22 protein-coding genes are annotated in these 26,657 nt (G+C 70.0%); 9 read left to right on the forward strand and 13 right to left on the reverse strand.

Going from position 1 to position 26,657, the window contains the following annotated elements; all coding sequences use genetic code 11:
* Position 1 precedes the first annotated feature (1 nt).
* Positions 2-811: a CoA transferase subunit A gene (locus MZC64_RS29325; protein ID WP_247762414.1), complete on the reverse strand. Its 810-nt coding sequence runs from the start codon at positions 809-811 to the stop codon at positions 2-4.
* Positions 812-825: 14 nt separating this feature from the next.
* Positions 826-1,569 (reverse strand): enoyl-CoA hydratase family protein, encoded by a 744-nt coding sequence (locus tag MZC64_RS29330; RefSeq protein ID WP_247762415.1) that lies wholly within the window; start codon positions 1,567-1,569, stop codon positions 826-828.
* Positions 1,570-1,648: 79 nt separating this feature from the next.
* On the opposite strand from MZC64_RS29330, the gene MZC64_RS29335 reads away from it, so the two are divergent.
* Together MZC64_RS29335 and MZC64_RS29340 are read left to right on the forward strand one after the other, a co-directional pair.
* Entirely contained in the window at positions 1,649-2,425 is a 777-nt protein-coding gene (locus tag MZC64_RS29335) for an SDR family oxidoreductase (protein WP_247762416.1), read from the forward strand.
* Positions 2,422-3,330, forward strand: coding sequence for an SDR family oxidoreductase (locus MZC64_RS29340; RefSeq protein ID WP_247762417.1), 909 nt, complete (start codon positions 2,422-2,424; stop codon positions 3,328-3,330). The genes MZC64_RS29335 and MZC64_RS29340 overlap by 4 nt, the downstream gene beginning before the upstream one ends.
* A 100-nt stretch (positions 3,331-3,430) precedes the next feature.
* Here the strand turns inward: MZC64_RS29340 and MZC64_RS29345 are convergent, their stop codons facing one another.
* On the reverse strand, positions 3,431-4,561 hold the full coding sequence (locus MZC64_RS29345; protein ID WP_247762418.1) for a steroid 3-ketoacyl-CoA thiolase: 1,131 nt from the start codon (positions 4,559-4,561) through the stop codon (positions 3,431-3,433).
* 157 nt (positions 4,562-4,718) lie between these two features.
* Here MZC64_RS29345 and MZC64_RS29350 point away from each other — a divergent pair, with 157 nt between their 5' ends.
* A complete protein-coding gene (locus MZC64_RS29350) occupies positions 4,719-5,942 on the forward strand; it encodes a cytochrome P450 (protein ID WP_247762419.1) in 1,224 nt (407 codons plus the stop codon).
* Here the strand turns inward: MZC64_RS29350 and MZC64_RS29355 are convergent.
* The 8 genes from MZC64_RS29355 to MZC64_RS29390 all read right to left on the reverse strand — a co-directional run bounded on the left by MZC64_RS29355 (position 5,936) and on the right by MZC64_RS29390 (position 14,602).
* Entirely contained in the window at positions 5,936-7,114 is a 1,179-nt protein-coding gene (locus tag MZC64_RS29355) for a serine hydrolase (RefSeq protein WP_247762420.1), read from the reverse strand. The two genes, MZC64_RS29350 and MZC64_RS29355, sit on opposite strands and share 7 nt — an antisense overlap.
* A 70-nt stretch (positions 7,115-7,184) precedes the next feature.
* Positions 7,185-8,381 carry a serine hydrolase domain-containing protein gene (locus MZC64_RS29360; protein ID WP_247762421.1) on the reverse strand — a complete coding sequence of 399 codons (1,197 nt, stop codon included), beginning with the start codon at positions 8,379-8,381 and terminating at the stop codon, positions 7,185-7,187.
* A 63-nt stretch (positions 8,382-8,444) separates the two neighbouring features.
* A complete protein-coding gene (locus MZC64_RS29365; protein ID WP_247762422.1) occupies positions 8,445-8,885 on the reverse strand; it encodes a nuclear transport factor 2 family protein in 441 nt (146 codons plus the stop codon).
* A 10-nt stretch (positions 8,886-8,895) separates the two neighbouring features.
* On the reverse strand, positions 8,896-9,765 hold the full coding sequence (locus tag MZC64_RS29370) for a TIGR03619 family F420-dependent LLM class oxidoreductase (protein ID WP_247762423.1): 870 nt from the start codon (positions 9,763-9,765) through the stop codon (positions 8,896-8,898).
* Positions 9,762-11,402, reverse strand: a complete 1,641-nt coding sequence (locus MZC64_RS29375) for a GMC family oxidoreductase N-terminal domain-containing protein (protein ID WP_247762424.1) — start codon at positions 11,400-11,402, stop codon at positions 9,762-9,764. Before MZC64_RS29375 ends, MZC64_RS29370 begins: the two co-directional genes overlap by 4 nt.
* 2 nt (positions 11,403-11,404) lie before the next feature.
* Positions 11,405-12,568, reverse strand: a complete 1,164-nt coding sequence (locus tag MZC64_RS29380) for a thiolase domain-containing protein (protein ID WP_247762426.1) — start codon at positions 12,566-12,568, stop codon at positions 11,405-11,407.
* Positions 12,568-13,620: a thiolase domain-containing protein gene (locus tag MZC64_RS29385; protein WP_247762428.1), complete on the reverse strand. Its 1,053-nt coding sequence runs from the start codon at positions 13,618-13,620 to the stop codon at positions 12,568-12,570. Before MZC64_RS29385 ends, MZC64_RS29380 begins: the two co-directional genes overlap by 1 nt.
* 25 nt (positions 13,621-13,645) lie before the next feature.
* Positions 13,646-14,602 (reverse strand): OB-fold nucleic acid binding domain-containing protein, encoded by a 957-nt coding sequence (locus tag MZC64_RS29390; protein WP_247762430.1) that lies wholly within the window; start codon positions 14,600-14,602, stop codon positions 13,646-13,648.
* 83 nt (positions 14,603-14,685) lie between these two features.
* On the opposite strand from MZC64_RS29390, the gene MZC64_RS29395 reads away from it, so the two are divergent.
* The 3 genes from MZC64_RS29395 to MZC64_RS29405 are packed head-to-tail and all read left to right on the forward strand — an operon-like array spanning position 14,686 to position 17,800.
* Positions 14,686-15,771 (forward strand): LLM class F420-dependent oxidoreductase, encoded by a 1,086-nt coding sequence (locus tag MZC64_RS29395; RefSeq protein ID WP_247762431.1) that lies wholly within the window; start codon positions 14,686-14,688, stop codon positions 15,769-15,771.
* Positions 15,768-17,324: an acyl-CoA synthetase gene (locus MZC64_RS29400; protein ID WP_247762432.1), complete on the forward strand. Its 1,557-nt coding sequence runs from the start codon at positions 15,768-15,770 to the stop codon at positions 17,322-17,324. Before MZC64_RS29395 ends, MZC64_RS29400 begins: the two co-directional genes overlap by 4 nt.
* Positions 17,325-17,335: 11 nt before the next feature.
* Positions 17,336-17,800 (forward strand): pyridoxamine 5'-phosphate oxidase family protein, encoded by a 465-nt coding sequence (locus MZC64_RS29405; protein WP_247762434.1) that lies wholly within the window; start codon positions 17,336-17,338, stop codon positions 17,798-17,800.
* A gap of 341 nt (positions 17,801-18,141) precedes the next feature.
* Here the strand turns inward: MZC64_RS29405 and MZC64_RS29410 are convergent, their stop codons facing one another.
* Positions 18,142-18,933, reverse strand: a complete 792-nt coding sequence (locus MZC64_RS29410) for a crotonase/enoyl-CoA hydratase family protein (protein ID WP_247762435.1) — start codon at positions 18,931-18,933, stop codon at positions 18,142-18,144.
* Positions 18,934-18,995: 62 nt separating this feature from the next.
* Between MZC64_RS29410 and MZC64_RS29415 the strand changes: the two genes are divergently transcribed.
* The 3 genes from MZC64_RS29415 to MZC64_RS29425 all read left to right on the forward strand — a co-directional run bounded on the left by MZC64_RS29415 (position 18,996) and on the right by MZC64_RS29425 (position 25,487).
* Complete coding sequence (locus MZC64_RS29415; RefSeq protein ID WP_247762437.1) at positions 18,996-20,594, forward strand: acyl-CoA synthetase; 1,599 nt, start codon at positions 18,996-18,998, stop codon at positions 20,592-20,594.
* Complete coding sequence (locus MZC64_RS29420; protein WP_247762439.1) at positions 20,575-21,672, forward strand: nitronate monooxygenase family protein; 1,098 nt, start codon at positions 20,575-20,577, stop codon at positions 21,670-21,672. Before MZC64_RS29415 ends, MZC64_RS29420 begins: the two co-directional genes overlap by 20 nt.
* A gap of 104 nt (positions 21,673-21,776) precedes the next feature.
* Entirely contained in the window at positions 21,777-25,487 is a 3,711-nt protein-coding gene (locus MZC64_RS29425; RefSeq protein WP_247762441.1) for a glycoside hydrolase family 2 TIM barrel-domain containing protein, read from the forward strand.
* Here MZC64_RS29425 and MZC64_RS29430 read toward each other — a convergent pair.
* Positions 25,484-26,566 (reverse strand): acyl-CoA dehydrogenase family protein, encoded by a 1,083-nt coding sequence (locus tag MZC64_RS29430; protein WP_247762442.1) that lies wholly within the window; start codon positions 26,564-26,566, stop codon positions 25,484-25,486. The two genes, MZC64_RS29425 and MZC64_RS29430, sit on opposite strands and share 4 nt — an antisense overlap.
* Between the last annotated feature and the right edge of the window lie 91 nt (positions 26,567-26,657).

Consider the following 26,657-nt stretch of genomic DNA (forward strand, 5'->3'; position numbering starts at 1 on the left):
CTCAGTCCTCCCGCAGGTAGCTGTCCACAAAGGACTCCCAGGATTGCTCGCGAGCCGCGTTGGCATAGGCGCGCTGGCGGTTCTCGTCCCGGTCGTAGTCGGGGACGCAGCTGGTGAAGCCCGCGCCGCCGGGCGCCTCGATCACCCCGTCCACCATCATCCGGTTGAGCAGCAAGCCCTGTGGTGGTCCGGCGGCGATGAGGTCGGCGGTGTCCACGATCCGTTCGCAGGAGACGTAGCGGCGGGCGGCGGCCAGGCAGAACAGGTCGTCGAAGTAGGGGTCCGGGCCGAGGTAGCGGGCGTTGCCGTGCGCATCGGCGAGGTTGAGGTGCACCAGCGCGACATCCAGGGGCAGCGCGGGCATGGCGACCAGTTTCTCCCCGGTGTAGGGGCATTCGACCAGGCGCAGCTCGGGATTGACCCGCAGCACATCGGAGGCCAGTCCGGCCCGGATCGGCAGGAACGGCAGCCGGTGCCCGGCCGCGCGCAACCCGGTCTGCAGCATGCCTTCGTCCACTTCGGACACGTCAAGACCGCCGCGTTGCCGCACCTGCTGGAACCATGGGTCGTACGCGATGGTGTCCAGCGAGACAAACCCGTAGATCGCCTTGCGTACCTTGCCCGCCGCGCACAGCATGCCCAGGTCCGGGCCGCCGTAGGACACCACGGTGAGATCCCGCACCGGTGATCGCAGGATCGCCTCGACCAGCGCCATCGGCTTGCGCCGCGACCCCCAGCCGCCGATCCCGACGATCATCCCATCGGCCAGCTCGGCGACCACGTCTCGCGCGGTCATCCGCTTGTCCCGCATGGTGATCCTCCCGTTCAACCGCGGTCAAGGAAAGCCTGGCGGGCCTCATCCGCCGCCCCGGTCAGGTTCAGCTCGAAGGTGAATCCCTGCTCATAGCGGTAACTCCGGTGCACCGGCTGCGGATCGATCCCGTTGATCGCCTCCTTGGCCCGCCGGATCACCCGCGGATCCTTGGCCGCGATCTCCCGCGCCACGGACAGGGCCGCCTCGTCCAGTTCGGCCCGCGGCGCCACCCGGTACACCGAACCGTGGTGCAGCAATGCCCGCGCGTCGATCCGCGAGGCGGTGAAGTACAAGGCCCGCATCAAGTGCTGTGGGACCAGCCGCGCGAGATGCGTCGCGGCCCCCAGCGCGCCGCGATCCACTTCCGGCAAGCCGAAACTCGCGTCCTCGGCCGCCACCACGATGTCGGCGTTGCCCACCAGGCCGATCCCACCGCCCAGGCAGAATCCCTGCACCGCCACCACCACCGGCACCGGACAGTCGTAGACCGCGCCGAACGCCGCCGCGCACCCCCGGTTCACCCCGATGATCGCCGCCCGGTCCGGATCGGCCTGGAGTTCCTTGAGATCCACCCCCGCGCAGAACCCGCGCCCCTCCGCACGCAGCACCAGCACGTGCGTGGCCGGGTCCCGGCCGGCCTCGGTGATGGTGTCGGCCAGGTCGTGCCAAGCCTGCGCGGGCAACGCGTTGACCGGCGGAAAGTCCAGTGTCACAACGGATATCGAGGTCTCGGCCGCGTTCCGGGTGATGCCCATGGCGCCTTCTTCCAAACCTAGCGATTGCTTGGTACGTTAACAGCAAGCCCGGCGCCCGGCCTAGCCCCGGAGGTGTGCGGTGGATCTGTCCCTGGACGGCCGAGTAGTGCTGATCACGGGCGGCGTACGTGGCGTGGGTGCGGGTATCACCCGGGCTTTCCTCGCCGCCGGAGCCATCGTCGTCACCTGTGCCCGCAGGCCACCCGATCAGCCGATCGAGGAGGCCGGCCGCGCACCCGAGCACCTGCCGTGTGACGTCCGTGACCCGGCCCAGGTGGACACCCTGGTCGACACCATCATCCAGACCCACGGCCGGCTGGACATCCTGGTCAACAACGCCGGCGGCGCACCGTTCGCGATGGCCGCCGAGGTCTCGCCCCGGTTCCACGCCAAGGTGGTCGAACTGAACCTCCTCGCCCCGCTGCTCGTATCCCAGGCCGCCAACCGGGTGATGCAGGAACAGGACAGCGGGGGAGCGATCGTGATGATCAGCAGTGTCAGCGGCCGACGGCCGAGCCCGGGAACAGCGGCCTATGGCGCGGCCAAGGCCGGGATCGACAACCTCACCGCCACCCTGGCCGTCGAATGGGCCCCCAAGGTGCGGGTGAACGCCCTCGCCGTGGGCATGGTGCGCACCGAACTCTCCCACCTGCACTACGGCGACGAGGCGGGCATCGCCGCGGTGGGCCGTACGGTCCCGCTCGGCCGACTCGCCGACCCGGCGGAAATCGGTTCCTGCGCGGTATTCCTGGCCTCCCCCCTCGCCTCCTACGTCAGCGGCGCTACGCTCCCGGTGCACGGCGGAGGTGAGTCACCGGCCTTCCTGTCGGCAAGCACCTCCCGGGAGGCCCCATGACCCCGCTGTGCCACAACCGCGTCGTCATCATCACCGGCGCCGGCCGTGGCCTCGGGCGCGCGCACGCACTCGCGTTCGCCGAGGCAGGCGCCCGGGTAGTGGTCAACGACGCCGGGGTCTCGCTCAACGGGCTGGGCGCCGACACCAGCCCGGCGCAGTCCGTGGTCAACGAGATCCTCGCCCTGGGCGGCCAAGCCGTGGCCAACACCGAGGACATCGCGGACTGGCAGGGCGCGCTGCGACTGATCCGATCGGCGGTGGAATCCTTCGGCCAGTTGGACGTGCTGGTGAACAACGCCGGTTTCCTGCGCGACCGGATGCTGGTCAACATGGAGGAACACGAGTGGGACGCGGTGATCCGGGTCCACCTCAAGGGACACATGGCCCCACTGCGGCACGCGGCGGCCTACTGGCGCTCCGAACACCGGGCGGGCAGGCCGATCCAGGCCCGGGTGGTCAACACCAGTTCCGGGGCGGGGTTACTGGGCAGCGTCGGCCAGGGCAACTACAGCGCCGCCAAGGCCGGGATCGCCGGGCTGACCGCGGTCGCCGCGGCCGAACTCGCCCGGTACGGGGTGACGGTGAACGCGATCGCCCCGGCCGCCCGGACCCGGATGACCGAGCTGGCCTTCGCCGAAACCATGGCGGCGCCAACGGAAACCGAGTTCGACGCGATGGCGCCGGAGAACGTCTCGCCGCTGGTGGTGTGGCTGGGCAGTGAGCAGTCCGGCGAGGTGACCGGCCGGATGTTCGAGGTCGAGGGCGGGCGGATCAGCGTCGCGGACGGCTGGCGGCACGGCCCATTCCTCGACCGGGGATCACGCTGGCCGGTGACGGAGATCGGCGACGCGGTCACCCGCCTGCTCGCCGCCAGCCCCCCGCCCACCCCGGCCTACGGAACCTGACCCGCCACCCATATCCGTCGAGTTGGCCAAAGTGGGCGTACCAGTTGGGCCAACTAGGCGTACGACTTGGGCCAACTCGGCGTGGGATGGGGTGGATCGGTCAGGCAACTCGCTCCAGGATTGTGCCGGTGGCCATGGCGCCGCCGGCGCACATGGTGATCAGCGCGGTGGTCGCGTCCCGTCGTTCCAGCTCGTGCAATGCCGTGGTCAGCAGCCGGGCTCCGGTGCTGCCCACCGGGTGCCCCAGCGCGATCGCGCCGCCGTTGACGTTCAGCCGGTCCGGGGCCTCCCCGTACACGCTCAGCCAGGACAACGGCACGGCCGCGAAAGCCTCGTTCACCTCCACCAGGTCCACATCCGCCAGCCGCATCCCCGCCCGGGTCAACAACCGTTCGGTGGCCTGCACTGGGCCGTCCAGGTGGTAGTAGGTCTCCGCGCCGATCAGGCACTGGGCGCGGATCCGGGCGCGTGGCGCGATGCCGAGTTCCGCCGCTCGCCCCGCGTCCATGATGAGCACCGCCGCGGCCCCGTCCGAGATCTGCGAGGCGGTGGCCGCCGTGTGCACACCGCCGTCCAGCACCGGCTTCAAACCGGCCAGGGCTTCCGGACTGCTTTCCCGCAACCCCTGATCCCGCTGCACCGCCTCGGAAAGCTGCACCGGCACCAGCTCCCGGTCGAACCGGCCGCCCGCCCAGGCCTGTTGCGCCAGCAACTGTGACCGCATCCCGAACTCGTCCAGGTCCCGCCGGGTCAGCCCGCGACGCGCCGCGATCCGTTCGGCTGCCTCGAACTGGTTCGGCAGGTCAAGGTCCCAGGATGACGGGCGCGGCATCCCGGTGGGGCCGTTCATGTTGCTGCGCAACGGAACCCGGCTCATCGCCTCCACCCCGCAGGCGATCCCCACCTGGATCGCCCCGGCCGCGATCTGCGCCGCCACCAGATGCGCCGCGTGCTGGGCCGACCCGCACTGGGCGTCCAAGGTGAAGCAGCCGGTGGTCTCTGGCAGGCCCGCGTGCAGCCACGCGTTGCGCGCGATGTTGCCCGCCTGCTCGCCCGCCTGGGTCACGCACCCGGCCGCTACTTGGTCGACCTCCGCCGCGGGTACCGCCACCCGGGCCAACACCCCGCGCAGTGCCACACCCAGCAACTCCGCCGCGTGCACCCCGGACAACCAGCCGCCGCGCCGCCCGATCGGTGTGCGCACCGCGCCGACGATGACCGGGTCGCCCATGGGAACTCCTCACCGTGGATCAGTAGCCATATGTATGAGTAGAACACGTTTCAGTGAGGTTGGTAAGACTCAGTGAACACCCTTCACTCAACGCGGGTCTCGTGTTTGAATCCAGTAGAACCTGTTCCACATCGCTGTGTGAGCACGGAGGACAGCCATGGCCCTGCCCCAACTTCCCCGGGGTTTCGACTTCACCGACCCCGACGTGTACGCGCAGCGGCTGCCCATCGAGGAGTTCGCCGAGCTGCGGCGCACCTCGCCGGTGTTCTGGAACGCCAAACCGCCGGGGCGGGACGGGTTCCCTGACCAGGGTTACTGGGTGGTGAGCAGGCACGCCGATGTCAAGCGGGTCTCCCTGGACAGCCGCCTGTTCTCCAGCTCCGCCAACACCGCGATCATCCGGTTCGGCTCGGACATGACCAGGGAACAGCTTGACCTGCAACGACTCATCATGCTCAACCAGGATCCGCCCGAGCACACCAAGTTGCGCGGCATCGTCTCCCGCGGCTTCTCGGTGCGCGCCATCGCCGGACTCCGGGACGCCCTCGCCGAACGCGCGCACCGCATTGTCGAGGCCGCACGCACCGACGGCGTTGGCGACTTCGTCACCGATATCGCCTGCGAACTTCCGTTGCAGGCCATCGCCGAACTGCTCGGCGTGCCCCAGGAGGACCGGCGCAAGATCTTCGACTGGTCCAACGAGATGATCGGCTACGACGATCCGGAGTTCCAGACCGACTCGGCGATGGCCGCCGCCCAGATCCTGGCCTACTCGATGAACATGGCCGAGGAGCGCAAGAAGTGCCCGATGCCGGACATCGTGACCAAGCTGGTCCAGGCCGATGTGGACGGTGACTCGCTCTCCGCCGACGAGTTCGGTTTCTTCGTCATCCTGTTGGCGGTAGCGGGAAACGAGACCACCCGCAACGCGATCACGCACGGCATGATGGCCTTCCTGGACAATCCGGAACAGTGGGAGCTGTACAAGGCCGAGCGCCCCAAGACCACCGCGGATGAGATCGTGCGCTGGGCCACCCCGGTGGTCTCCTTCCAGCGCACCGCCACCGCGGACACCGAAATCGGTGGCGTGCAGGTGAAATCCGGCGACCGGATCGGCATGTTCTACAGCTCGGCCAACTTCGACGAGGACGTCTTCAGCCACCCAGAGCGTTTCGACATCACCCGCGATCCCAACCCGCACCTGGGTTTTGGCGGCAGCGGCGCGCATTTCTGCCTGGGCGCCAGCCTGGCCCGGCTGGAGATCGACCTCATCTTCAACGCCATCGCCGACCACCTGCCCGACATCCGCAAGGCCGGTGAGCCCCGGCGGCTGCGTTCGGGCTGGCTCAACGGGATCAAGGAGTTCCCGGTCGCCTACTGACCCAGCGCGGTCCGCAACGCCGTGACCAGGCGCCCGGAACAGCCGCCGTCGGGTGGGGAGTGCTGGAGCCGGTTCATCACGTAGGCGAACCCGATCCCGTGCTGGACATCGCCGAAGGCCAGGGATCCGCCGTGCCCGTCATGCCCGAAGGACCCCGGGCCCAGCATGGTCAGCTCGCCCGGCAGCTGCCCGTGCGGGATGAATCCCAGCGCCCAGCGAGCCGGTTTGACCAGCACCCGGTCCAGTCCCGCGGTCTGGGTGGCCCGTGCCCGCTCCACGGTTTCCGGTGCCAGCAAACGCATTCCGTCCACTTCGCCCACGGTGGCCGCGTACAGCCGCGCGAACCCCTCCGCGGTGCCGATCCCAGCGGCGGCCGGGATCTCCGCCGCGTGCATCAACCGGGTGTTCGGGGTCAACGTCGTGGTGGTCAGATCGAACGACCGCATGATCAGCGAATCCGGGTCGTCGTACTCCGCCAACAGCTTTCGCGTTGACTCGGGCAGATCAGCCGGTGGCGCCACGGCCGCGCGCGGCGGCGTGGACACGATCCGGGACACCCTCGGTTCCAGTTCCGCGGGCAGTCCGAACCACACCTCCGCGCCCACCCGATCGGCGATCTCCGCGGCGAACACCTCGCCAAAGTCGCGCCCGGTGACCCGCCGGATCACCTCGCCGACCAGCCAGCCGAAGGTCCAGGCGTGGTAACCCTGTTCGGTTCCCGGTGTCCACCACGGTTTCTGCGCCGCCAGCCGGGCCACCACCCGGTCCCACTCGGCCACCTCCGCCACCGGGAACCGCTCGTCCAGCGCGGGCAATCCGGCCTGGTGGGACAGCAGCCAGCGCACCGGGATGTCCTGCTTGCCCGCGGCGGCGAACTCCGGCCAGTACCGGGCCACCGGCGCGTCCAGGTCCAGCTCGCCGCGTTCGACCAGCAGGTGCGCCAGCATCGCGGTGACGCCCTTGCTGACCGAGTACACCAGCTGCAGAGTGTCCCGCTGCCATGGTCGTCCGGTGCGGTCGTCCGCGATCCCGCCCCAGAGGTCGACCACCTTGCGCCCGTGCCGATACACGCACACCGCCGCGCCGAGTTCGCCGCCCTCGGTGAAGTTGCGCGCGAACACTTCGCGCACCGCCTCGAACCCGGGCGCTACCGTGCCGTGCACCTCGGCCATCAACCTCACCCCGTCCGCCCAACGCGAACCGGCGGCGCCCGGTCACCCGCACGCCGCCGGTGCGCGGAACTCAACCCGCCAGCACGCCCTTGAGCGCCTCGACCAGCCGGCCCGCGGTGGCGCCCTCGCCGGTCAGTCCACTGTGGATTGTGTTCATCACGTAGCCGAAGCCGATCTCGTGGTCCACATCGCCGAAGGCCAGCGAACCGCCGTAGCCGCCGTGCCCGAACGTCCCCGGCCCGAGCAGGCTGATCGTCGGGGTGACGCCCTCGGCGTGCGCGCCGGTCATGTAACCGAGGCCCCAGGCGGTCGGCATCATGATCACCTTGTCCGGGCCGTACGCCTGGAGGCTCCGGGCCCGGTCCACGGTCTCCCGGTCCAGCAGCCGGAAGCCGTCGACCTCGCCGACCGTGCTCGCGTACAGCCGGGCGAAGGCGTCCGCGGTGCCGACCGCGCTGACCGCGGGCACCTCGGCGGCCCGCAGTTCCGGGCTGTTGGGCGGCATCGGGTCGGCGATCACGTTCAGCGCGCGCATGCTGAAGGAGTTCGGGTCGCTGAAAGCGGCCAGCGTCGCGGCGATGTGCGGCGGCAGGGTGTCCAGCGCCGGTGGCGGGACGGACAGATCGGCCTCGATGAACTTGCCCACCCGGGGTTCCTGCTCCTTCGGCAGGCCGATCCACAGGTCCAGGCCCAGCGGCTTGGCCACGTCCTCGGCCAGGATGGCGCCGATGGTGCGCCCGGTGATCCGGCGGATGACCTCGCCGATCAGCCAGCCGTAGGTGACCCCGTGGTAGCCGTGCGCGGTGCCGGGCTCCCAGTTGGGCTGCTGGGCGGCGAGCTGCTCGACGATCGGGTCCCATTCGGCCAGCCAGGCCAGCGGGAACCGCTTCTCCGGCGCGGCCAGCCCGGCCTGGTGGGACAGCAGCCAGCGCACCGGGATGTCCTGCTTGCCCGCGGCGGCGAACTCCGGCCAGTACTGGGCCACCGGCGCGTCCAGGTCCAGCTCCCCGCGCTGGACCAGCAGATGCGCGATGGTCGCGGTGACGCCCTTGCTGGTGGAGAAGACCAGCTGGATGGTGTCCTGGTCCCACGCGCGGCCGGTGTCGACGTCGGCCACGCCGCCCCACAGGTCGACGACCTTCTGCCCGCGCTGGTACACGGTGACCGCGGCGCCGACGTCGCCGCCGTCGGTGAAGTTGGTCAGGAAGGCATCGCGCACCGGCTCGAAACCTGGTGCCACCGTGCCGTGGATCTGGGTCACGCCCACCCCCAAGAAGCTGCTTGGTCGCATGTTGTCATGCACTCGCATCATATCGGGGATGGGCGGTGCTCAACCTTCCTGTTTGCTGACAGTGGACAAGGCCCGGTCGAGTTCCCAGAACGCCCGCAGCGACCGCAGCAGCCCGTCCTCGCCGACCCGGTAGACGAACACGCCGTCGGTGTCGATGCGGGTCCCATCAGCGGCGATGGCCGAGATGGTGCCCACGTTGGCCACCTCGTCCCCGCTGGCGAAGGAGTCGGTGATGGCGAATTCCATCCGGGCCATGTGCCCGATGGTGAGGTCCCAGAACGCCCCGATGGCCGCCCTTCCGTGATGGCCTTTCCCGGTCTGGTCGAAGATCGACGGCCCGACCGGGTCCTCCACCACGGCGTCCTCGGCCCACAGCGCGAGCCAGCCCTCCTTGTCCCCGGCGGCGACCGCGGTCATCGAGCGGATGGAGGCCGCCCGCGCCGGGTGTTCGCCGTCGGGGGCGGTCCAGGTGACCGTCATCCAGCGCTCCTCACAGTTTGGCGATGATCGTCTCGGCGAACTTGCGCATCGAGTCCTGTTTCGCCGACAGCGGCCCGTCGAAGGGCACCCCGTCCATGATCCAGGGCATGGTGATCGCGTCGGTGACGCCGATCGCGGCTTGTTCCCGGTAGCCCTCCAGGCCGAACCGGTCGATGCAGACCGCCTGGATCTCGAAGGGTTCCTCCGCGCGTCCGTAGCCGGCGCGCAGTTCGGTCAGCCGGGCGATGGTGGTTTTGAGGTCAGCGAAGCTCATCATCGCCGAGGTCCAGCCGTCGCCGATGCGTGCGGCCCGCCGCAGTCCCGGTCCGCTGTGACCGCCGACGTAGATGGGCACCGGCTTGGTCGGCGCCGGGCTCATCCGCAGTTTGCCGAATTGGTAGTGCTCGCCGTGGTATTCGACCATGCCGCCGCCGAGGATCAGCTTGAGCACCTCGATCGCCTCGTCCCCGCGCGGCCCTCTGTCCACATAGGACGTTCCGCACCACTCGAACTCTTCCGGTGACCAGCCGAGGCCGACGCCGAGTCCGAACCGGTTGCCGGTGAGCACCGCCACCGAGCCGACCTGTCGGGCCAGCAGCACCGGGTTGCGTGAGCCGAGTTTGAGCACCTGGGTGTAGAAGCCGATCCGGGAGGTGACCGCGCCCATCGCGGCGGCGGCCACCATCGGGTCGGCCCACGGCGTTTCCTCGGTCCAGAACCGGTTGCCGTCAGGGGTGTAGGGGTAGTCGGCGGAGACCTGTTCGGAGAAGAACAGCGAGTCGGGCAGCGCGATACTGGCGAACCCGCATTCCTCGGCGGTGCGCGCGAGTTCGGGCAACTGCTCGATCGGACTCATCGCCACCGCGCAGGTGAACTTCACCGCTTCGCTCCCTTGATCGCGTTGGCCAGGAACAGGTCCAGACATCGTTCCGCGTTGGCGGTGATGGTCAGCGACGGGTTGGCCAGGCAGGTGGAACCGGGCAGCAGCGCGCCGTCCACGCAGTACAGGCCGGGATATCCCTTGAGCTGCCCGGTGAACTCGGTGGCCTGGCCCATCACCAGTCCGCCGAGGGGGTGATAGGTGTTGCGGGCGCCCAATCCGTGCGCGGTGCCGCGGTCGTAGTTGGGCAGACCGTTGAACAGGAAGCCCTTCTTGCCCTCGGTCTCCCACCAGAACCGGGTGGCCAGGTCCCGCCCGGCCTTCTCGCCCAGGGTTTCCATCACACCATAGGGCCAGTACACCTTGCCGCCGCCGGTGGCCGGGTCGTAGCGCACCTCACCGCGTTCCGGGGTGACCGAGGTGATCAGGTGCGTGGTGGAGGCGACGTTGAGGATGTTGGGCACCGGCGCGGCTTCCCAGGCCATCGAGGTCGGCGCGAACGGGTTCTTGTCGTCGAAGAACTTGACGTTGCCCGGCCCGCCCTGGTCGAAGCCGACGTCCTTGCGCAGGGTCATCCGCAGGACGAGGAAGTCGCCGTTGTTGCCCCAGCCCTTGCCAATCTGCTCGTTGAGTTTGGGCAGCCAGCCCTTGGCCTTGGCGGTGACGATCAACCCGGAGGAGTACACCGACCCGGCGGCCAGGAACAGGTAGTCGGCGTCCATCTTCTTGGTGGACAGCACATCCCCGTTGTCGTTGGTCAGTTTGACCACGACCTCGTACCGGCCGGCGACCTCGCGGATCTCGGTGACCTCGTGCTGGGCCAGGATGGTCACGTTGCCGGTGGCGGTGGCGCGGGCCAGGTAGGTGCGGTCCACGCTGTTCTTCGCGCCGGAGTTGCTGCCGAAGGGGCCTTCGCCGATGCTGTGGCAGGCGACGCGTTTTCCTTGCAGTTCCTCGCGAATGGCGTTCCAGTCCACCGCGAACGGGATTGGCACCGGCTCCTTGCCGAACTCGGCCAGGTACTCCAGCCAGGCCCGCGCGCCCCGGTACTGCGGGTGCGCCTGCACATCCGGTGGAATGAAGCCGACCTTGAGGTTCTCCCTGGCACGCGGCCAGTAGGTGCTGTCCATCTCGTCGAAGGGCAGTTGACTCGGGTAGACCTTGTCCCATTCGGATCGGCGTGGCTGCGGCATGTACAGGCCGATGACCAGGGAGCCGCCGCCGACGCCGGAGCCGCTGAGCACCCGGATGCCCTCGCCCTCGTGGGTGGCGATCAGCCCGGCCTTGCGGTCGATCTTCTTGTTGATGTCCAGGCCGAGCGGCGGCCGGTCGTGGAACCAGGCGCACCGCCAGTCCGGGTTCTTGATGGTGCAGAAGGTGTCTCCGCTGGGGCTGACCTCCCAGCGGCGGCCGCGTTCGAGCACCGTGGTGCGCACCCCGGCCTGACCGAGTCGCAGCGCGGCGACCGCCCCGCTGAACCCGCTGCCGACCACGATGGCGGTTTTCCCGGCCAGCGCGGGCACTTCGCCGTAGGCGGCCAGCGCGCCGAAGCGGCCGAGCGCCCCGGAGGCGACCGCGGCTCCTGCGCCCGCCGCAGCCACCTTGAACAGGGTCCGTCGTCGTACGGGTGTGCTCATTGTCAGTCTCCCGGTCTGTCCGATCCCACCACCCACAGTGCGAAGAACTGCGATCCACCGCCGTAGGCGTGCCCCATCGCGGTGCGCGCCCCGTCGACCTGATGTGCGCCCGCGCGGCCCTGCACCTGCCGGGCGGCCTCGGCGAAGCGCAGCAACCCTGATGCGCCAATGGGATTGGTGGACAGCACGCCACCGGAGGGGTTCACCGGCAGGCGACCGGTGAGTTCGGTCTCGCCCGCTTCGGTGAGCTTCCAGCCCTGACCGGCTTCGGCGAAACCGAGGTTTTCCAGCCACATCGGCTCGAACCAGGAGAACGGCACGTAGATCTCGGCCACGTCGATCTGCCGCAGCGGATCGGTGATCCCGGCCTGCCGCCACAACGCCGCCGCCGCTTCCTGTCCGGCGCGCGGGTTGACCTGGTCCCGGCCGGCGAAGCTGGTCGGTTCGGTGCGCATCGCGGTGGCATGCACCCAGGCCACGTTGCCGGGTGCGGCGCGCGCCGCGGTCTCGTCGCCGAGCACGATCGCGGCGGCCCCATCGGAGGAGGGGCAGGTCTCGTCGTAGCGGATCGGGTCCCACAGCATCGGCGATGCCTGCACCGATTCCAGGGTGATGTCCGGTTGCCGCAGGTGTGCGTGCGGGTTCAGCGCGCCGTTGCGGCGGTCCTTGACCGCGACCAGCGCGCCGATGTGCTCGGGCGCCGCCGCGCGCCGGATGTAGGCGCGCACATGGGGTGCGAAGTAGCCGCCCGCGCCGGCGTGCACCGGCATGATGAACGGGGTGGGCACGGACAGCGCCCACATCGCGTTGGACTCGGACTGCTTCTCGAAGGCCACGGCCAGCACGCGGCGGTGGATCCCGGCCTGCACCAGGCTGGCCGCGACCACCGCGGTGGAGCCGCCGACCGAACCGGCGGTGTGCACCCGCAGCAACGGTTTTCCGGTGGCGCCCAGGGCGTCGGCCAGGTGCAGTTCGGGCATCATGACGCCCTCGAACAGGTCTGGCGCCTTGCCGAGCACGATCGCGTCGATGTCGGCGAGTTCGACGCCGGCGTCGGCCAGGGCCCGGTCCACGGCCTCGCGGCAGAGTCCGGCCATGGAGACGTCCAGGCGTTTGGCCGCGTGGTGGGTCTGGCCGGTGCCGAGCACGGCCGCGAGCTGGGCCATCAGTCCTCGCCCCCCAGGACACACACCAGGTTTTGTTGCAGGCACGGGCCACTGGTGGCGTGCGCCAGCACCCGGTCCGCCGCACCCGAGTGGATATGCCGTGCGGCCAAACCGATCCTGGCCAGTCCGGCGGCGAACATCGGGTTGCCCGCGAGCACACCGCCGGAGGGGTTGATCCGAGCCTCGTCGAGCCCGAGTTGCTGGCGGAGCAGGATTTCCTGGTGGGTGAACGGCGCGTGCAACTCGGCCACCTGCACTCCGTCGCTGCCCGCCGCCTGGGCCGCGGCGACCGCGGAGGGGACGGCGGTGAGGTCGCGGGCGCCGAGCTGGCCGCTGTCGATCCGGTGCTCGAGACCGGTGATCCACGCCGGTCGCGGGCACAGGTCGAGGGCCCGGTCCCCGGCGGCCAGGACCACCACCGCCGCGCCGTCGCTGATCGGCGCGCAGTCGTGCGCGCGCAACGGATCCGCCAGGTAGGGCTGGTCCAGGAGTTCCTCAATCGTTGGCGTGCCGGCGAGTTGGGCATCCGGGTTGTCGCGGGCGTCGGCCCGGGAGCGGGCGGCGACCTCGGCCATCGCGCGTTCACTCCACCGGCCCTGGGCCATGCCCAGGCGGGCCTGCAACCCGGCGATGCTCACCGAGTCCGGCCACAGCGGGGTCATCAGGTACGGGTCCAGTTGCAGGGCAAGCACCCGGCGCAGTTCACCGGCCGAGGACTTGCCGAACCCGTACACCAGCGCGACGTCCACCTCACCGAGCTTGAGCCGCACCCAGGCTTCGTAGAGCGCCCAGGCCGCGTCCATCTCCACGTGCGATTCGCTGATCGGCGGGAACGCGCCGATCGCGTCCACCGCGGAGACGAAGGAGAACGCCCGCCCGGCCAGGTAGTCCGAGGAGCCGGAACACCAGAACTCGATGTCCTCTTTGGACAGTCCGGTGTCCGCGTAGACCTGCTGGAACAGCGGCACGAGCAGTTCGACCCCGTTGCCGGACGCCGAAGTCCGGCGCACGGCCGGGGACTGGGCGAATCCGACGACGGCGACCTCCGGCACGGCCGGCTCCTCTGCTGGTGGTGGGCTACAGGTGGCGGGCGAAGCTGTCGAACGGGGCATCGGGCGCGCCGGTCGGGGTGAAGTGGTCGATGTTCTCCAGGGTGTGGCCCCACTGCTCGCGGGGCCGCCACACCGCGCGCACCCGCAGGCCCATCCGGACCTGCTCGGGCGCGATGCCCAGCACCAGGTGCTGGAACGGGATGTCCGCGCCGTCCAGCAACACCGAGGCGGCCACGTACGGCGGCTGGATGCGCTGGCCCAGGAACGGCACGTTGACCACGCAGAAACTGGTCACCGTGCCCTCCTCGGCCAGTTCGACCCAGTCGGTCAGCGGCACGCCGTCGGTGGGGCAGGCGCCGCGCGGTGGGATGTAGACCTGCGTGCACACCGAGCAGCGCTGGCCGGTCAGCCTGCCCTGCTCCACGCCGCGCAGGAATTCGCTTTCCGCGGCCGAGGCGCTGTGCCGGTAGCGTAGGTCGACCGGGCTGACCGTGCCGCGCACCGGTTCGGCGAAGGATTGCACTGGCGGTTCCGGGGTGGGGGAGTCCAGCAGTTCGAAGCAGGCCAGGTCGGTGATCGCGCCGACCGGTTCTGCCGCCCAGCGGGCGCGGACCCGCAGACCGATCGACATCGCGCCGGGGCCGGGTGCGTCCACCGCGTGCAGCAGGGCGGTGTCCGCGCCGTCCAGTCTGATCAACGCCCACGCGAACGGTCGCGCCAGTGGTTGTCCGGCAAGGGGTTCCGGCTGCCAGGTCCAGCTCAGCACGGTCCCGGCGCTGCCCACTTCGACCAGTTCGGTGAGTGGTTGCGCGGTCACCGGGTCGTATTCGGCGGGCGGCACGTGCACCCGTCCGTCCGCGCCGCGGACACCCAGCACGCGGTGCTCGCGCAGGGCGGTCAGGAAGGCGCCGAGCGTCGGCCCGAGCGAGCGGGTGTAGGCGAACTCCACCCGAAGCTCAGCGCTGAGCGGCTCGTGGCTCACGGTCACAAAATGAGTGAAACACGTTCTCGTTTTTGCGGCAAGATGGTAGGCGTAGGCAGACCCCGGAAGGATGGTTGTGCGCTATGCGGCTTGGGTTGCAGCTCGGCTACTGGGGTGCGGGACCACCGGCGGACACCCTGGAACTCGTTACCGAGGCGGAGCGGGCCGGGTTCGACGCGGTCTTCGCCGCCGAGTCCTGGGGCTCGGACGCCTTCACCCCACTGGCCTGGTGGGGCTCGCGCACCGAACGGATCCGGCTGGGCACCTCGGTGGCCCAGCTCTCCGCGCGCAGCCCGGCCGCCTGCGCCATGCACGCCCTCACCCTGGACCACCTCTCCGGCGGCCGGGCCATCCTCGGCCTCGGCGTGTCCGGACCGCAGGTGGTGGAGGGCTGGTACGGGCAGCCCTTCCGCAAACCCCTGGCCCGCACCAGGGAGTACGTCTCGATCATCCGCCAGGTGCTCGCCAGGGAAGCCCCGGTGCGCAACGACGGGCCGCACTACCCGTTGCCCTACACCGGTTCCGGCGCACTCGGCCTGGGCCGCCCGCTCAAGCCGATCACCCACCCGCTGCGCGCCGACCTGCCGATCTGGCTCGGCGCGGAAGGTCCGGCGAACATCGCGCAGACCGCGGAGATCGCCGACGGCTGGCTGGCCATCTACTACACGCCGCGGCTGGCCGGGATGTACCGCGAGTACCTGGAGGAGGGCTTCGCCCGGCCCGGCGCGCGGCGCGGTGCCGCGGACTTCGAGATCGCGGTGAGCGTGCCGGTGGTGGTCACCGAGGACCCGGCCGCCGAACTCGCCCGGCTCAAACCGACCTACGCGCTCTACCTCGGCGGCATGGGCGCGCCGTCGATGAACTTCCACGCCGACGTGTTCACCAGGATGGGATACGGCGAGGTGGTGGCCGAGGTGACGCGGCTGTTCGGGGCCGGTCGAAAGGAGGACGCCGCGCGGGCGGTGCCCGATGAGATGGTGTCCGAGGTGACCATCATCGGCGGGCCGGAGCGGGTGCGCGCGGAAGTGCGGCGATGGGCGGCGGCCGGGGTGAGCATGCTGGTCGTCGGCTGTCAGGACGCCGCGGCGGTACGCGCGGTAGGTACGGCTGTGGCGGTGCGCGCGGCCGGCGCGGCCGTGGCGTCGAGCGAGAGCGAGGTGGCGGTATGAGCGAGCCGACCGGACTGTGGCAGATCGCGCAGGCGTACCCGGACCGGATCGCGGTGGTCGAACCGGACGGGACCGAGGTGAGCTACGGCGAACTGGTCCGGCGGGCCGACCGCTACGGCCGGGGCTTGCAGGCGCTGGGCCTGCGGCCGGAGGACACCGTGGTCGCGCTGCTGCCCAACTCCGCCGACCTGCTCGCGGTGTTCTTCGCCGCCCTGCAGACCGGGCTGTACTTCGTGCCGGTGAACTGGCACCTGGTCGGCCCCGAGATCAACTACATCATCGGGGACAGCGGGGCCAAGGCCTTCGTCGCGCACGAACGCTTCACCGAGTCCGCCCAGGCCGCGGTGGACGGCGCCGCGGTGCCCGAACAAGCGCGGTTCGCGGTCGGCGAGATCGACGGGTTCCGGCCGCTGACCGAACTGGGTGAAAATGAACCTCCCTACCGACCGGACGGTCGGGTGCTGGGTTCGCCGATGCTGTACACCTCCGGCACCACCGGCCGTCCGAAAGGCGTGCGCCGGCCGCTCACCGGGGAGCCGGTGGACGAGATCCCGGCCCGCAACCGGCTGTTCTTCGCCCTGTTCGACCTCAAGCCGCACGACGGGCACGTGCACCTGTGCGGTTCGCCGCTCTACCACGCCGCGGTGCTCAGTTTCGGCGTCGTCTCGGTGCTCTACGGGCATCCGGTGGTGCTGATGGACGGCTGGGACGCCGAGGAGTCGCTGCGGCTGATCGAACGGCACGGGATCACGCACAGCCACGTGGTGCCCACCCAGTTCAACCGCCTGCTCACGCTGCCGGCGGAGACCCGGGCGCGCTACGACCTGTCCTCGCTGCGCAAGATCGTGCACGGGGCCGCGCCCTGCCCGCCGGAGACCAAGCGCCGGATGATCGAGTGGCTGGGGCCGGTGATCATGGAGTACTACGCGGCCACCGAGGGCGGCGGCGCGGTGATCGACTCCGCCCAGTGGCTGGCCAAGCCCGGTTCGGTCGGCCTGCCCTGGCCGGGTTCGCAGGTCAGGGTGCTTGACGAGGAAGGTACCGACCGTCCGGTAGGCGAGCCCGGATTGGTGTATCTGCAGGCCGGGGCGGTGACCACGTTCCAGTACCACGGCGATCCGGAGAAGACGAAGGCCAACCGGGTCGGCGAGCTGTTCACCATGGGCGACATCGGCTACCTGGACGCCGACGGCTACCTGTTCCTGTGCGACCGGCGCAACGACATGATCATCTCCGGTGGGGTGAACATCTACCCGGCCGAGATCGAGGGCGAACTGGCGGTGCACCCGAAGGTGGCCGATGTGGCGGTGTTCGGCATCCCGCACCCGGACTGGGGCGAGGAGGTCAAGGCGGTGGTGCAGCCCGCCGACGGGGTGGTCGCGGACGCCGCGCTCACCGAGGAGCTGCTCGCCTACGCCGGCACCCGGCTGGCCCGGTTCAAACTGCCGCGCAGCATCGACTACCTCGACTCGCTGCCCAGGGATCCCAACGGCAAGCTGTACAAGCGCAGGCTGCGCGAACCGTACTGGGCGGGCAGCGCACGCAACATCTGAGAGGGAGCAGCATGAGTCGCCGCGACCAGATCACCATGTCCCCGGCCGAGGTGGAGGATTTCCTCGCCGAGCACCGCACGCTGGTGGTGGCCAGCCTCGGCCCGACCGGCCACCCGCACGTGGTGCCGATGTGGTTCGCCCTGCTGGACGGGGAGATCGTGTTCTGGACCTACGCCTCCTCGCAGAAGGTGCTCAACCTGCGCCGGGACCCGCGGCTGAGCTGCCTGGTGGAGGCCGGGGACAGTTACGAGAAGCTGCGCGGGGTGTCCATGGAGGGCACCGCGCAGGTGGAGACCGACCCGGCGGCCGTGCTGCGGGTGGGGACGGCGATCCTCACCCGCTACGGCGGCGGCCCGGTGGACGAGGCCGCGCAGGAACACATCGCCCGGCAGGCGGTGAAACGAGTCGCGATCACCTTCCACCGCAGCCGCATCGCCAGCTGGGACCACCGCAAACTCGCCGCTGGCGTGTACTGACCCACAACAGCCAACCCACCGCCCACTCCGGCCAACACCCCGTCCACAACGGCCAACTCACCGTCCACAACGGCCAACTCACCGCCCACAACGGCCAACACGCCGGGCCCGGAGGGTGACCCGCGTGTTGGCCGAAATGGACGGCGAGTTGGCCGAAGTTGTACGCCGGGTTGGCCGTTGTGGGACACCGGGTTGGGCGTTGTGGGACGGCTCTGGTGGCGAATTCGCCCTGGCGTGCCGGTCTTCCGGCGAGTTGGGCCAACTGGTACGCCGGTTTTGCCCAAGTGGGCGTACCGGTTGGCCCAAGTGGTGCGGGGGAGCGGTGGAGCTGGTGGGGTGGGTTACTCGCCGCGGAACTGGGGTGGGCGTTTTTCCTTGAAGGCGCGGGGGCCTTCCTTGGCGTCCGCGCTGGCGAAGACCGCGGCGCCCAGTTTGGCCTCCAGCTGGAACGCCTCGTCCTCGGGCAGTGCCTCGGTGTCCCGGATCGTGCGCAGGATCGCCTGCACCGCAAGGGGTCCGTTGGCCGCGATCAGCTTCGCCAGTTCCAGGGCCTTGTCCAGGGCCTGGCCGTCGGGGACCACGTGACCGATCAGGCCGATCTCCTTGGCCTCGGCCGCGGTGATGTGCCTGCCGGTCAGCAACAGGTCCGCGGCCAGGGTGTACGGGATCTGCCGCGGTAGCCGGACCGCGCTGCCCCCCAACGGGAACAAACCCCACCGCGCCTCGGACACGCCGAACCGCGCGCTCTCCCCGGCCACCCGGATATCGGTCGCCTGCAGGATCTCGGTGCCACCCGCGATCGCCGGACCTTCCACGGCGGCCAGCAAGGGTTTGCCGAGTCGGCGGCCTTTCAGCAGCGCGGGGATCACCGCCAGGTCGAAGCCCGCGCGGAACTGCTCGCTCGGGTGGGACTGGGTCATCGCCTTGAGGTCCGCGCCGGCGCAGAAGGCGCCGCCCGCGCCGGTGAGCACGCAGGCCCGGATGGCGGGGTTGTTGTCCACCTCGTCCCAGGCCTCGCGCATGATCGACAGCATCGGGCCGGACAGGGCGTTGCGGGCCTCCGGGCGGTTCAGCGTCACCACGAGCACGGCGTCTCGTTGTTCCACCAGGCAATGCGGAGCGTCAGCGGGCATGGAGTCGTTCTCCTCTCCATGGGCTATTGCCGGATAACGATAACACGTTCTACTTTCGAAGCGTGGCCGTCAACATCGCGGATCTCGTCGAACATGCCGTCGATCTCGTGCCCGAGCGCGTCGCCGTGATCTGCGGTGGCCGTCAGGTCAGCTACGCGGAGCTGGAGGAGCGATCGAACAGACTCGCTCACCACCTGCGAAAAAACGGGGTCGTACCCGGTTCGCACATCGGGGTGCACTCGCGTAACTCCATCGAGGCGGTGGAGGCGATGATCGCCGCGTACAAGCTGCGCGCGGTCGCGATCAACATCAACTACCGCTATCTCAAGAACGAGTTGCAGTACCTGTTCAGCAACGCCGACCTGGTCGCGCTGATCCACGAGCAGCGGCACAGCGAGGTGGTCGCCGAAGTGCTGCCGCAGGTCCCTGGGCTGCGGCACACCGTGGTCATCCCGGATGAGTCTGGCCAGGAGTTCACCGGCGTGGCCTACCCGGACGCGCTCGCCGACGGCGCCCCGGACCGCGATTTCGCCGAGCGCAGCCCCGACGATCACTACATCCTCTACACCGGCGGCACCACCGGCCATCCCAAGGGCGTGGTGTGGCGGCACGAGGACATCTGGCGGGTGCTCGGCGGCGGCATCGACTTCCTCAGCGGCGCCCGCCTGCCCGACGAATGGCACCAATGCCGCGCTGGTAGGGACTTCGCGCTGATCCGGCTGCCGGTGGCCCCGCTCATCCACGGCGCCGCGCAGTGGGCCACCTTCCAGAGCCTGTTCGGCGGCGGCACCGTGGTGCTGGTGCCGCACTTCGACGCGGACGAGGTGTGGCGGGCGATCGGGCGGCACCGGGTCAACGTGCTCACCATCGTCGGCGACGCCATGGCCCGCCCGCTCATCGAGGCATACCACCGCGGCGGCTACGACGCCTCCTCGCTGTACGCGGTCTCCAGCAGCGCGGCGTTGTTCTCGCCCAGTGTCAAGGAACAGTACGTCGCCGCGCTGCCCAACATCATGCTCACCGACGCGATCGGCTCCTCCGAGACCGGGTTCAGCGGCATCGGCGTGATCGGCCGCGACGGGCAGCCCAAGGACGGCCCCCGGGTCAAGGTGGACGCGGACACCGTGGTGATCGGCGAGGACGGAAAGCCAGTGGCCCCAGGGGTTGTGGGCAGGTTGGCGCGGTCGGGGCACGTGCCGTTGGGCTATTACAAGGATCCGGTCAAGACCGCGACCATGCTCACCGAGATAGACGGCCGCCGCTACGCCATCCCCGGCGACTACGCCAGGGTCGAGGCCGACGGCACGGTCACCTTGCTGGGCCGGGGAAACACCAGCATCAACACCGCGGGCGAGAAGGTCTACCCGGAGGAGGTCGAAGGCGCGCTCAAATCGCATCCGGACGTCTTCGACGCGCTCGTGGTCGGCATCCCGGACGACCGGCTCGGCCGCCGGGTGGCCGCGCTGGTGCAACCCAGACCCGGTGCCACACCGAGCTTTGCCGCGCTGGACGAGCATGTCCGCGGCCTGATCGCCGGGTACAAGGTGCCGCGCAGCCTGTGGCTGGTCACCGAGATCGGCCGCACCGCCAGCGGGAAACCGGATTACCGCTGGGCGCAACGCTATGTCGAGGAGCACCGGGATGCGAACGTCGCTGTGTGAGACCCTGGGCATCGAGTACCCGGTGCTCGGGTTCACCCCGTCCGAACAGGTCGCCGCCGCGATCAGCCGAGCCGGGGGACTCGGTGTGCTCGGCTGTGTGCGCTACAACCGGGCCGAGGACCTGGACGCCGCTCTGGACTGGATGGACGCCAACACCGACGGCAAACCCTACGGCGTGGACATCGTCATGCCCGCGGCAGCGCCGAAAGAGGGCACCGCGGTCGACTTGGACGCGCTGATCCCCTTGGCACACCGGGAGTTCGTGCACCGCACCCTCGCCCAACTCGGCGTACCGGAGACCGCCGAGACCGAACCCGGCGGTGTGCTCGGCTGGCTGCACTCAGTCGCACGGTCCCATGTGGACGTTGCCCTCGGGCATCCGATCCGGTTGATCGCCAACGCGCTCGGCCCGCCGCCCATCGACGTGATCGACCGCGCGCACCAGCACGACGTCCTGGTCGCCGCGCTGGCCGGCCGGGCCGAGCACGCGGTCCGGCACGTCTACGGCGGGGTGGACATCGTGGTCTCCCAAGGTTATGAGGCGGGCGGGCACACCGGGGAGATCGCCACCATGGTGCTGCTGCCCGAGATCGTGGACGCCGTCGGCGCCCGGGTCCCGGTGCTCGCCGCGGGCGGCATCGGCTCCGGCCGCCAGGCCGCCGCGGCCATCGCCCTTGGCGCGCAAGGGGTCTGGATGGGTTCCTACTGGCTCACCAGCGCCGAATACACCCTCGGCGGCCCCAATTCGGCCACCCAGCGCGCCCTCCTCGCGGCCCGCTCCAGCGACACCGTGCGCTCCCGCATCTACACCGGCAAACCCGCCCGGCTGCTGCGCACCCGCTGGACCGAAGCCTGGGCCGCGCCGGACGCGCCCGAACCACTGCCGATGCCGTTGCAGAACCTCCTGGTCAGCCAGGCGCACCAGCGGCTCGCCGCCGCCGATGACCCCGAGGTGGTGGCGATGCCGGTCGGCCAGATCGTCGGCCGGATGAACCAGGTCCGCCCGGTCGCGCGGATCATGACCGAACTGGTCGCCGAATACCAGGAGACCGTGCGCAGGCTCGCCGAACTTGGCTGAAAGTCCACACCCGGTCAGCAAGTTCCCCCCGATCGGAGGTTGAGCCCGCACCGGCGGCCGCGCAGGCTCGCTGAGGACCGGGTGCCGATCGGGAGGATCGAACCGTGCGGGTGAGACATCGGGCCGTGCTTGCGACAACGTTGTCAGCGGCTCTGCTGGCCGGTGGGCAGTTGCCGATCGGCACGGCGCAACCAGCCTTGGACGTGTACTCCTACCTGGAGAATCCGCGGATCACCGGTGAGGGCCAGGAGCCGCACCACGCCGAACTGCGGCCCTATACCGATCACGCCGCCGCGCTGCGCGGGGATGAACGCACGCCGTTCACGCAGAGCCTGGACGGTGACTGGAAGATCCAGATGGCCGAGCTGCCGGAGAAGGTGCCAGCCGGGTTCAGCGCCGCCGACTACGACGTGCGCGGCTGGCGCACCGTGCGGGTGCCGCACACCTGGCAGACCGACGGTCTGGACCACCCGATCTTCCGCAACATCGCCGAGGAGATCGTGCCGGACACCCCGCCCAAGGTGCCCAGGGACATCAATCCGACCGCGGCCTACGCCAAGGACTTCACCGTCCCCGCTGACTTCGCCGACCGCCGCACCATGCTCCGCTTCGAGGGCACCACGTCCAGCTATTTCGTGTGGGTCAACGGAAAACGGGTCGGCTACGACCAGGGCGGCTACACCCCGGCCGAGTTCGACATCACCGACGCGCTGCGGCCGGGCACCAACCGGCTGGCCGTGCAGGTGCACCGCTGGGCCGCTGGGGCCTACCTGGAGGACGTCGACCAGTGGCGCTTCGCCGGGATCTTCCGCTCGGTGTGGCTCTACTCCACCCCTGCCAGCTTCCTCCGCGATCTCACCGTGCACACCGATCTGGACGACAACCACCGGGACGCGCGACTGGACGCCACCATCGAACTCGCCCGCAAACCCGGTGGCAGCAACGGGAAACACCGGGTCAACGCGACCGTGTACGAGGCGGGCGGCCGGGTGATCGCCACCGCCACCGGCGAGGCGGAGCTGACCGGCGAGACCGCCAAACTCACCCTGAGCACCCCGTTGACCAACCCGGCCAAGTGGACCGACGAGACCCCGAACCTGCACGCCCTGGTGCTGGAACTCGTTGGCCCGGACGGGAAAACCGTGCACACCACCAGGGAGACCATCGGCTTCCGCGAACTGTCCATCAAGGACAAGCAGCTGCTGGTCAACGGCAAACAGGTGCTGTTCAAGGGCGTCAACCGGGCCGAGACCGACGCCCGGCACGGCAGGCACCAGCCGCGGGACAAGCAGCTCCAGGATGTGCGGCTGATGAAGCAGCTGCACGTGAACGCGGTGCGCACCTCGCATTACCCGTCCGATCCGCACTTCTACGACCTGGCCGACCAGCACGGGCTGTGGATCGACGACGAGGTGGACATCGAGACCCACTCCCGCGAGCACTGCCCGAGCAACTGCCTGGCGGACAAGCCGGAATGGCAGGACGCGTTCCTGGAACGGTTCGTGGCCATGGTGCAGCGGGACAAGAACCACCCCAGCGTGTTCATGTGGGACACCGGCAACGAGGCCGGGCTCGGCGCAGGCCACTACAAGATGGCCGAGTGGGCCAAGAAGAACGCGCCCGGCCGTCCCCTCTACCACCAGTCCAACCGGCCCGACGGCGACGCACCGTACGCGGACGTATGGGGACCGCGATACCCGCACCCGGACGAGCACGCCAAACAGGGCCGGGACAGCACAAAACCGGTCATCATGGGCGAATACGCGCACGCCCAGGGCAACAGCCTCGGCAACTTCCGCGAGTTCTGGGACGTCATCCGGGCCAATCCGGTGCTGCAGGGCGGATTCATCTGGGACTGGGCCGAGCAGAACCTGAGCCTGCCGCTGAAACTCACCCCGGACCACTCGCCCAACAAGATCACCGCGCACCTCAACGGGATGCCGGAACTGGTGGACGGCAGGCGCGGCAAGGCGGTCAGCCTGTCCGGCCTGGACGATTTCGTCGAGGTCTACCGGGATCGCAAGCTCGACCTCACCGGGCCGCTCACCCTGGACGCCTGGGTGAAACCGGCCACCCAGTGGCGCGGCGACTTCACCGTGATCGCCAAGGGCGACCACCAGTTCGCGCTGAAGATGAAGGACCAGCGCACCCTGGAGTTCTTCGTGTACTCCCAAGGTGATTGGCGGTTCGTGCACGCCACCGTGCCCGCCGACTTCTTCGGCAACTGGCACCGGGTCAGCGGCAGCTACGACGGAGCCATGCTGCGCCTCTACATCGACGGCAAGGAGGTCGGCCAGAAAGCCTGGTCCGGCCCGGTGAACAACACTGCCGAGCAGGTCAACATCGGCCGCAACTCCGAACTGCACGAGGACCATAACGGCCGGATGGCGCACGGACTGATCGACGACGCCCGGGTGTACGACCGGGCGCTGAGCGCGCAGGAGCTGGCCGCCGATCCGAGCGGCACCGCGGTGCTGGCGCTGGACTTCGACCGGACCGTGGACGCGGGCCGGTACGACTCCTTCGGCGCGCACCAGTCCGGCGCGGACGGCCTGGTGGACGCGGACCGGCGACTCCAGCCGGAAACCGCGCAACTGGCCTGGGCGCACCAGCCGCTGCGCTTCGCCTACGCCGACGGGAACCTGCGGATCAGCAACGAGCAGCGGTTCGCGCCGATCGAGGGCGTGCGGCTGCACTGGCGGATCACCGAGGGCGGCAAGGACATCCGGCAGGGCGAGCAGCCGCTGCGGGTCGAACCCGGCCAGACCATGACCGTGCCGATCCCGGCCGTGGCCAACCCCGCCGACCGGGAGCGGTTCCTCACCGCGCGGGTGCTGCGACCCGGCGGCGAACTGTTTGCGCACGACCAGTTCGGCGCGGGCGGCAAGGTGGTGCCCGGCGCCGCCCCGCCCCCGGCCACCGGACGACCCGTCCTCGTGAACGGCTTCAACCAGGTCGTGGTGCAGGGCAACGGGTTCCGCTATGTGGTGGACAAGCGCACCGGCACGCTCAGCTCGATGCGGGTCGGCGAGGTCGAACTGCTCAAGCAGGGCCCTCGGCTCAACGCCTGGCGCGCGCCGATCGACAACGAGGCGGTGGACTGGGGCCAGGCCGAGGCGCCGCTGTGGCGGGCCGCCGGACTGGACCGGCTGCGCACCAAGGTCGACTCGGTCGCGGTGGAGGGCAACGCGGTGGTGGTGCGCAGCACGGTGGCCGCCCCCGACGTCGCCGACGCTTCCTTCGGGCAGACCGTGCGGTACACAGTGGACGGTGCGGGCACCATCTCGCTCGGCCACGAGGTGCGGCCGGCCGGCCGGATGCGCACCCTGCCGTACCTGCCGCGGATCGGGTTCAGCCTCGGCGTGCCCGCGGAGTTCCAGCGGTTCGCCTGGTACGGAAGGCAGATCGAGAGCTACAACGACCGGCGCGAGGGCAGCCCGATCGGCGTGTGGCAGTCCACAGTGGACGCTGAACAGCGCGGGTACGGAAAGCCGCAGGATCACGGCAACCGGACGGACTCCCGGTGGGCGCTGCTCACTGACGGGCGCACCGGCGGGCTGCTGATCAGCGGGGTCAACGACGTCAGCGTGAGCAGCTACGACGACACCGACCGGGCCGAGTACCCGTTCCAGCTGAAGAAGAATCCGGGCTGGACCACGCTCAGCGCCGCCTACGCCGCCAGTGGCGTCGGCGACACCCCGAACAACATCCGGGCCAAGTACAAGGTCCGGGCCGATCTCGATTACAGCTACGGCATGATCCTGCGCCCGCTCAACCGCACCGAGATCAGCACCGGCCTGCCTGCCGGGAGTTAGGGACGGTGGACCAGGGCGGCGCCTAGCGCACGCAGGTGCGCGGTGGCGCCGCCCAGGGCGAACTCGGCGTGTTTGGCGGCCACGAAATAGCGGTGCAGCCGGTGGTCCAGGTCGATGCCGACGCCGCCGTGCACGTGCACCGCGGTGTGCGCCACCCGGTGCCCGGCGTCGGCGGCCCAGAACTTGGCCGTGGCCAGGGCCTCCGAACTGGGCAGGCCCTCGCTGACCCGCCAGGCCGCCTGCCACAGGGTGAGCCGGATGCCCTGCACGTCCACATAGGCGTCGGCCAGTCGCTGGGCCACGGCCTGGAACTGGCCGATCGGGCGGCCGAACTGGACCCGCTCGCGGGCGTACTCGGCGGTCAGTTCCAGGGCCCGTTCGGTGATGCCGAGCTGTAGTGCGCACCAGCCGAGCACGGCCCTGGTGTGCAGGAACTCCACCGCCGCGGGGTCCAGGACCCGGTCCGCGGGCAGGGGAGTGGCGCTGAGTTCGAGCTGCGCGGTGCCTGCCCCGTCCACGATCTCCTGCCGCCGCACCGACACCCGCGGGTCCGCCGGCGTCACCAGGAACACCCGCGGCCCGTCGGGGGTGTCCGCGGGGACCAGGAAGGCCGCGGCGATCCCGCCTGCGGGGACCGCGGTCTTGGTGCCGGTGAGCAGCCAGCCGTCGCCGGTGGGTTCGGCGGTGCTGGCGGTCTCGTCGGTGAGGGCGGCGGTCAGCACCGTCTCCCCGGCCAGGGCCCCCGGCAGCCAGCGGTCGCGCGCGATCGACCCGCCGAACTCGGCGATGGCCGAGGCCGCGAGCACGGTGGAGGCCAGGTACGGCACCGGCGCGACCGCCCGGCCCAGCGCGACCAGCACCGAGCACTGCTCCAGCACGCCGTACCCGGACCCGCCCACCGCTTCCGGAATCCCGGCCCCGAGCAGCCCTGACGCCCCAAGCATATTCCACAGTGGACGGTCGAACCGGTCCGGCGCGGACTCGGCGGCCCGCAGCCGCTCCTGGGTGACCTGGTCGCTCAGGATCTCACCGGCCAAAGTGGACAGTGCGTCCTGCGCCTCGCTGCTGCTGAAGTCCACGATCTCTCCAGTTCTCGTACGCCGAGTTGGCCAAAGTCGTACGGGTCGTTGGCCCAACTGGTACGCCGAGTTGGGCCAACTCGACGGGCGG

Origin of the sequence: Crossiella sp. S99.2 (assembly GCF_023094165.1) — a bacterium.
In the GTDB taxonomy this organism is placed as follows: Bacteria; Actinomycetota; Actinomycetes; order Mycobacteriales; family Pseudonocardiaceae; genus Crossiella.

What these genes read in the sequence shown, in the direction of transcription:
- MZC64_RS29325 (WP_247762414.1), bottom strand. Translation starts at nt 811, where the DNA reads ATGCGGGACAAGCGGATGACCGCGCGAGACGTGGTCGCCGAGCTGGCC.
- MZC64_RS29330 (WP_247762415.1), bottom strand. Translation starts at nt 1,569, where the DNA reads ATGGGCATCACCCGGAACGCGGCCGAGACCTCGATATCCGTTGTGACA.
- MZC64_RS29340 (WP_247762417.1), top strand. Translation starts at nt 2,422, where the DNA reads ATGACCCCGCTGTGCCACAACCGCGTCGTCATCATCACCGGCGCCGGC.
- MZC64_RS29345 (WP_247762418.1), bottom strand. Translation starts at nt 4,561, where the DNA reads ATGGGCGACCCGGTCATCGTCGGCGCGGTGCGCACACCGATCGGGCGG.
- MZC64_RS29350 (WP_247762419.1), top strand. Translation starts at nt 4,719, where the DNA reads ATGGCCCTGCCCCAACTTCCCCGGGGTTTCGACTTCACCGACCCCGAC.
- MZC64_RS29355 (WP_247762420.1), bottom strand. Translation starts at nt 7,114, where the DNA reads ATGGCCGAGGTGCACGGCACGGTAGCGCCCGGGTTCGAGGCGGTGCGC.
- MZC64_RS29365 (WP_247762422.1), bottom strand. Translation starts at nt 8,885, where the DNA reads ATGACGGTCACCTGGACCGCCCCCGACGGCGAACACCCGGCGCGGGCG.
- MZC64_RS29375 (WP_247762424.1), bottom strand. Translation starts at nt 11,402, where the DNA reads ATGAGCACACCCGTACGACGACGGACCCTGTTCAAGGTGGCTGCGGCG.
- MZC64_RS29380 (WP_247762426.1), bottom strand. Translation starts at nt 12,568, where the DNA reads ATGGCCCAGCTCGCGGCCGTGCTCGGCACCGGCCAGACCCACCACGCG.
- MZC64_RS29395 (WP_247762431.1), top strand. Translation starts at nt 14,686, where the DNA reads ATGCGGCTTGGGTTGCAGCTCGGCTACTGGGGTGCGGGACCACCGGCG.
- MZC64_RS29400 (WP_247762432.1), top strand. Translation starts at nt 15,768, where the DNA reads ATGAGCGAGCCGACCGGACTGTGGCAGATCGCGCAGGCGTACCCGGAC.
- MZC64_RS29405 (WP_247762434.1), top strand. Translation starts at nt 17,336, where the DNA reads ATGAGTCGCCGCGACCAGATCACCATGTCCCCGGCCGAGGTGGAGGAT.
- MZC64_RS29410 (WP_247762435.1), bottom strand. Translation starts at nt 18,933, where the DNA reads ATGCCCGCTGACGCTCCGCATTGCCTGGTGGAACAACGAGACGCCGTG.
- MZC64_RS29420 (WP_247762439.1), top strand. Translation starts at nt 20,575, where the DNA reads ATGCGAACGTCGCTGTGTGAGACCCTGGGCATCGAGTACCCGGTGCTC.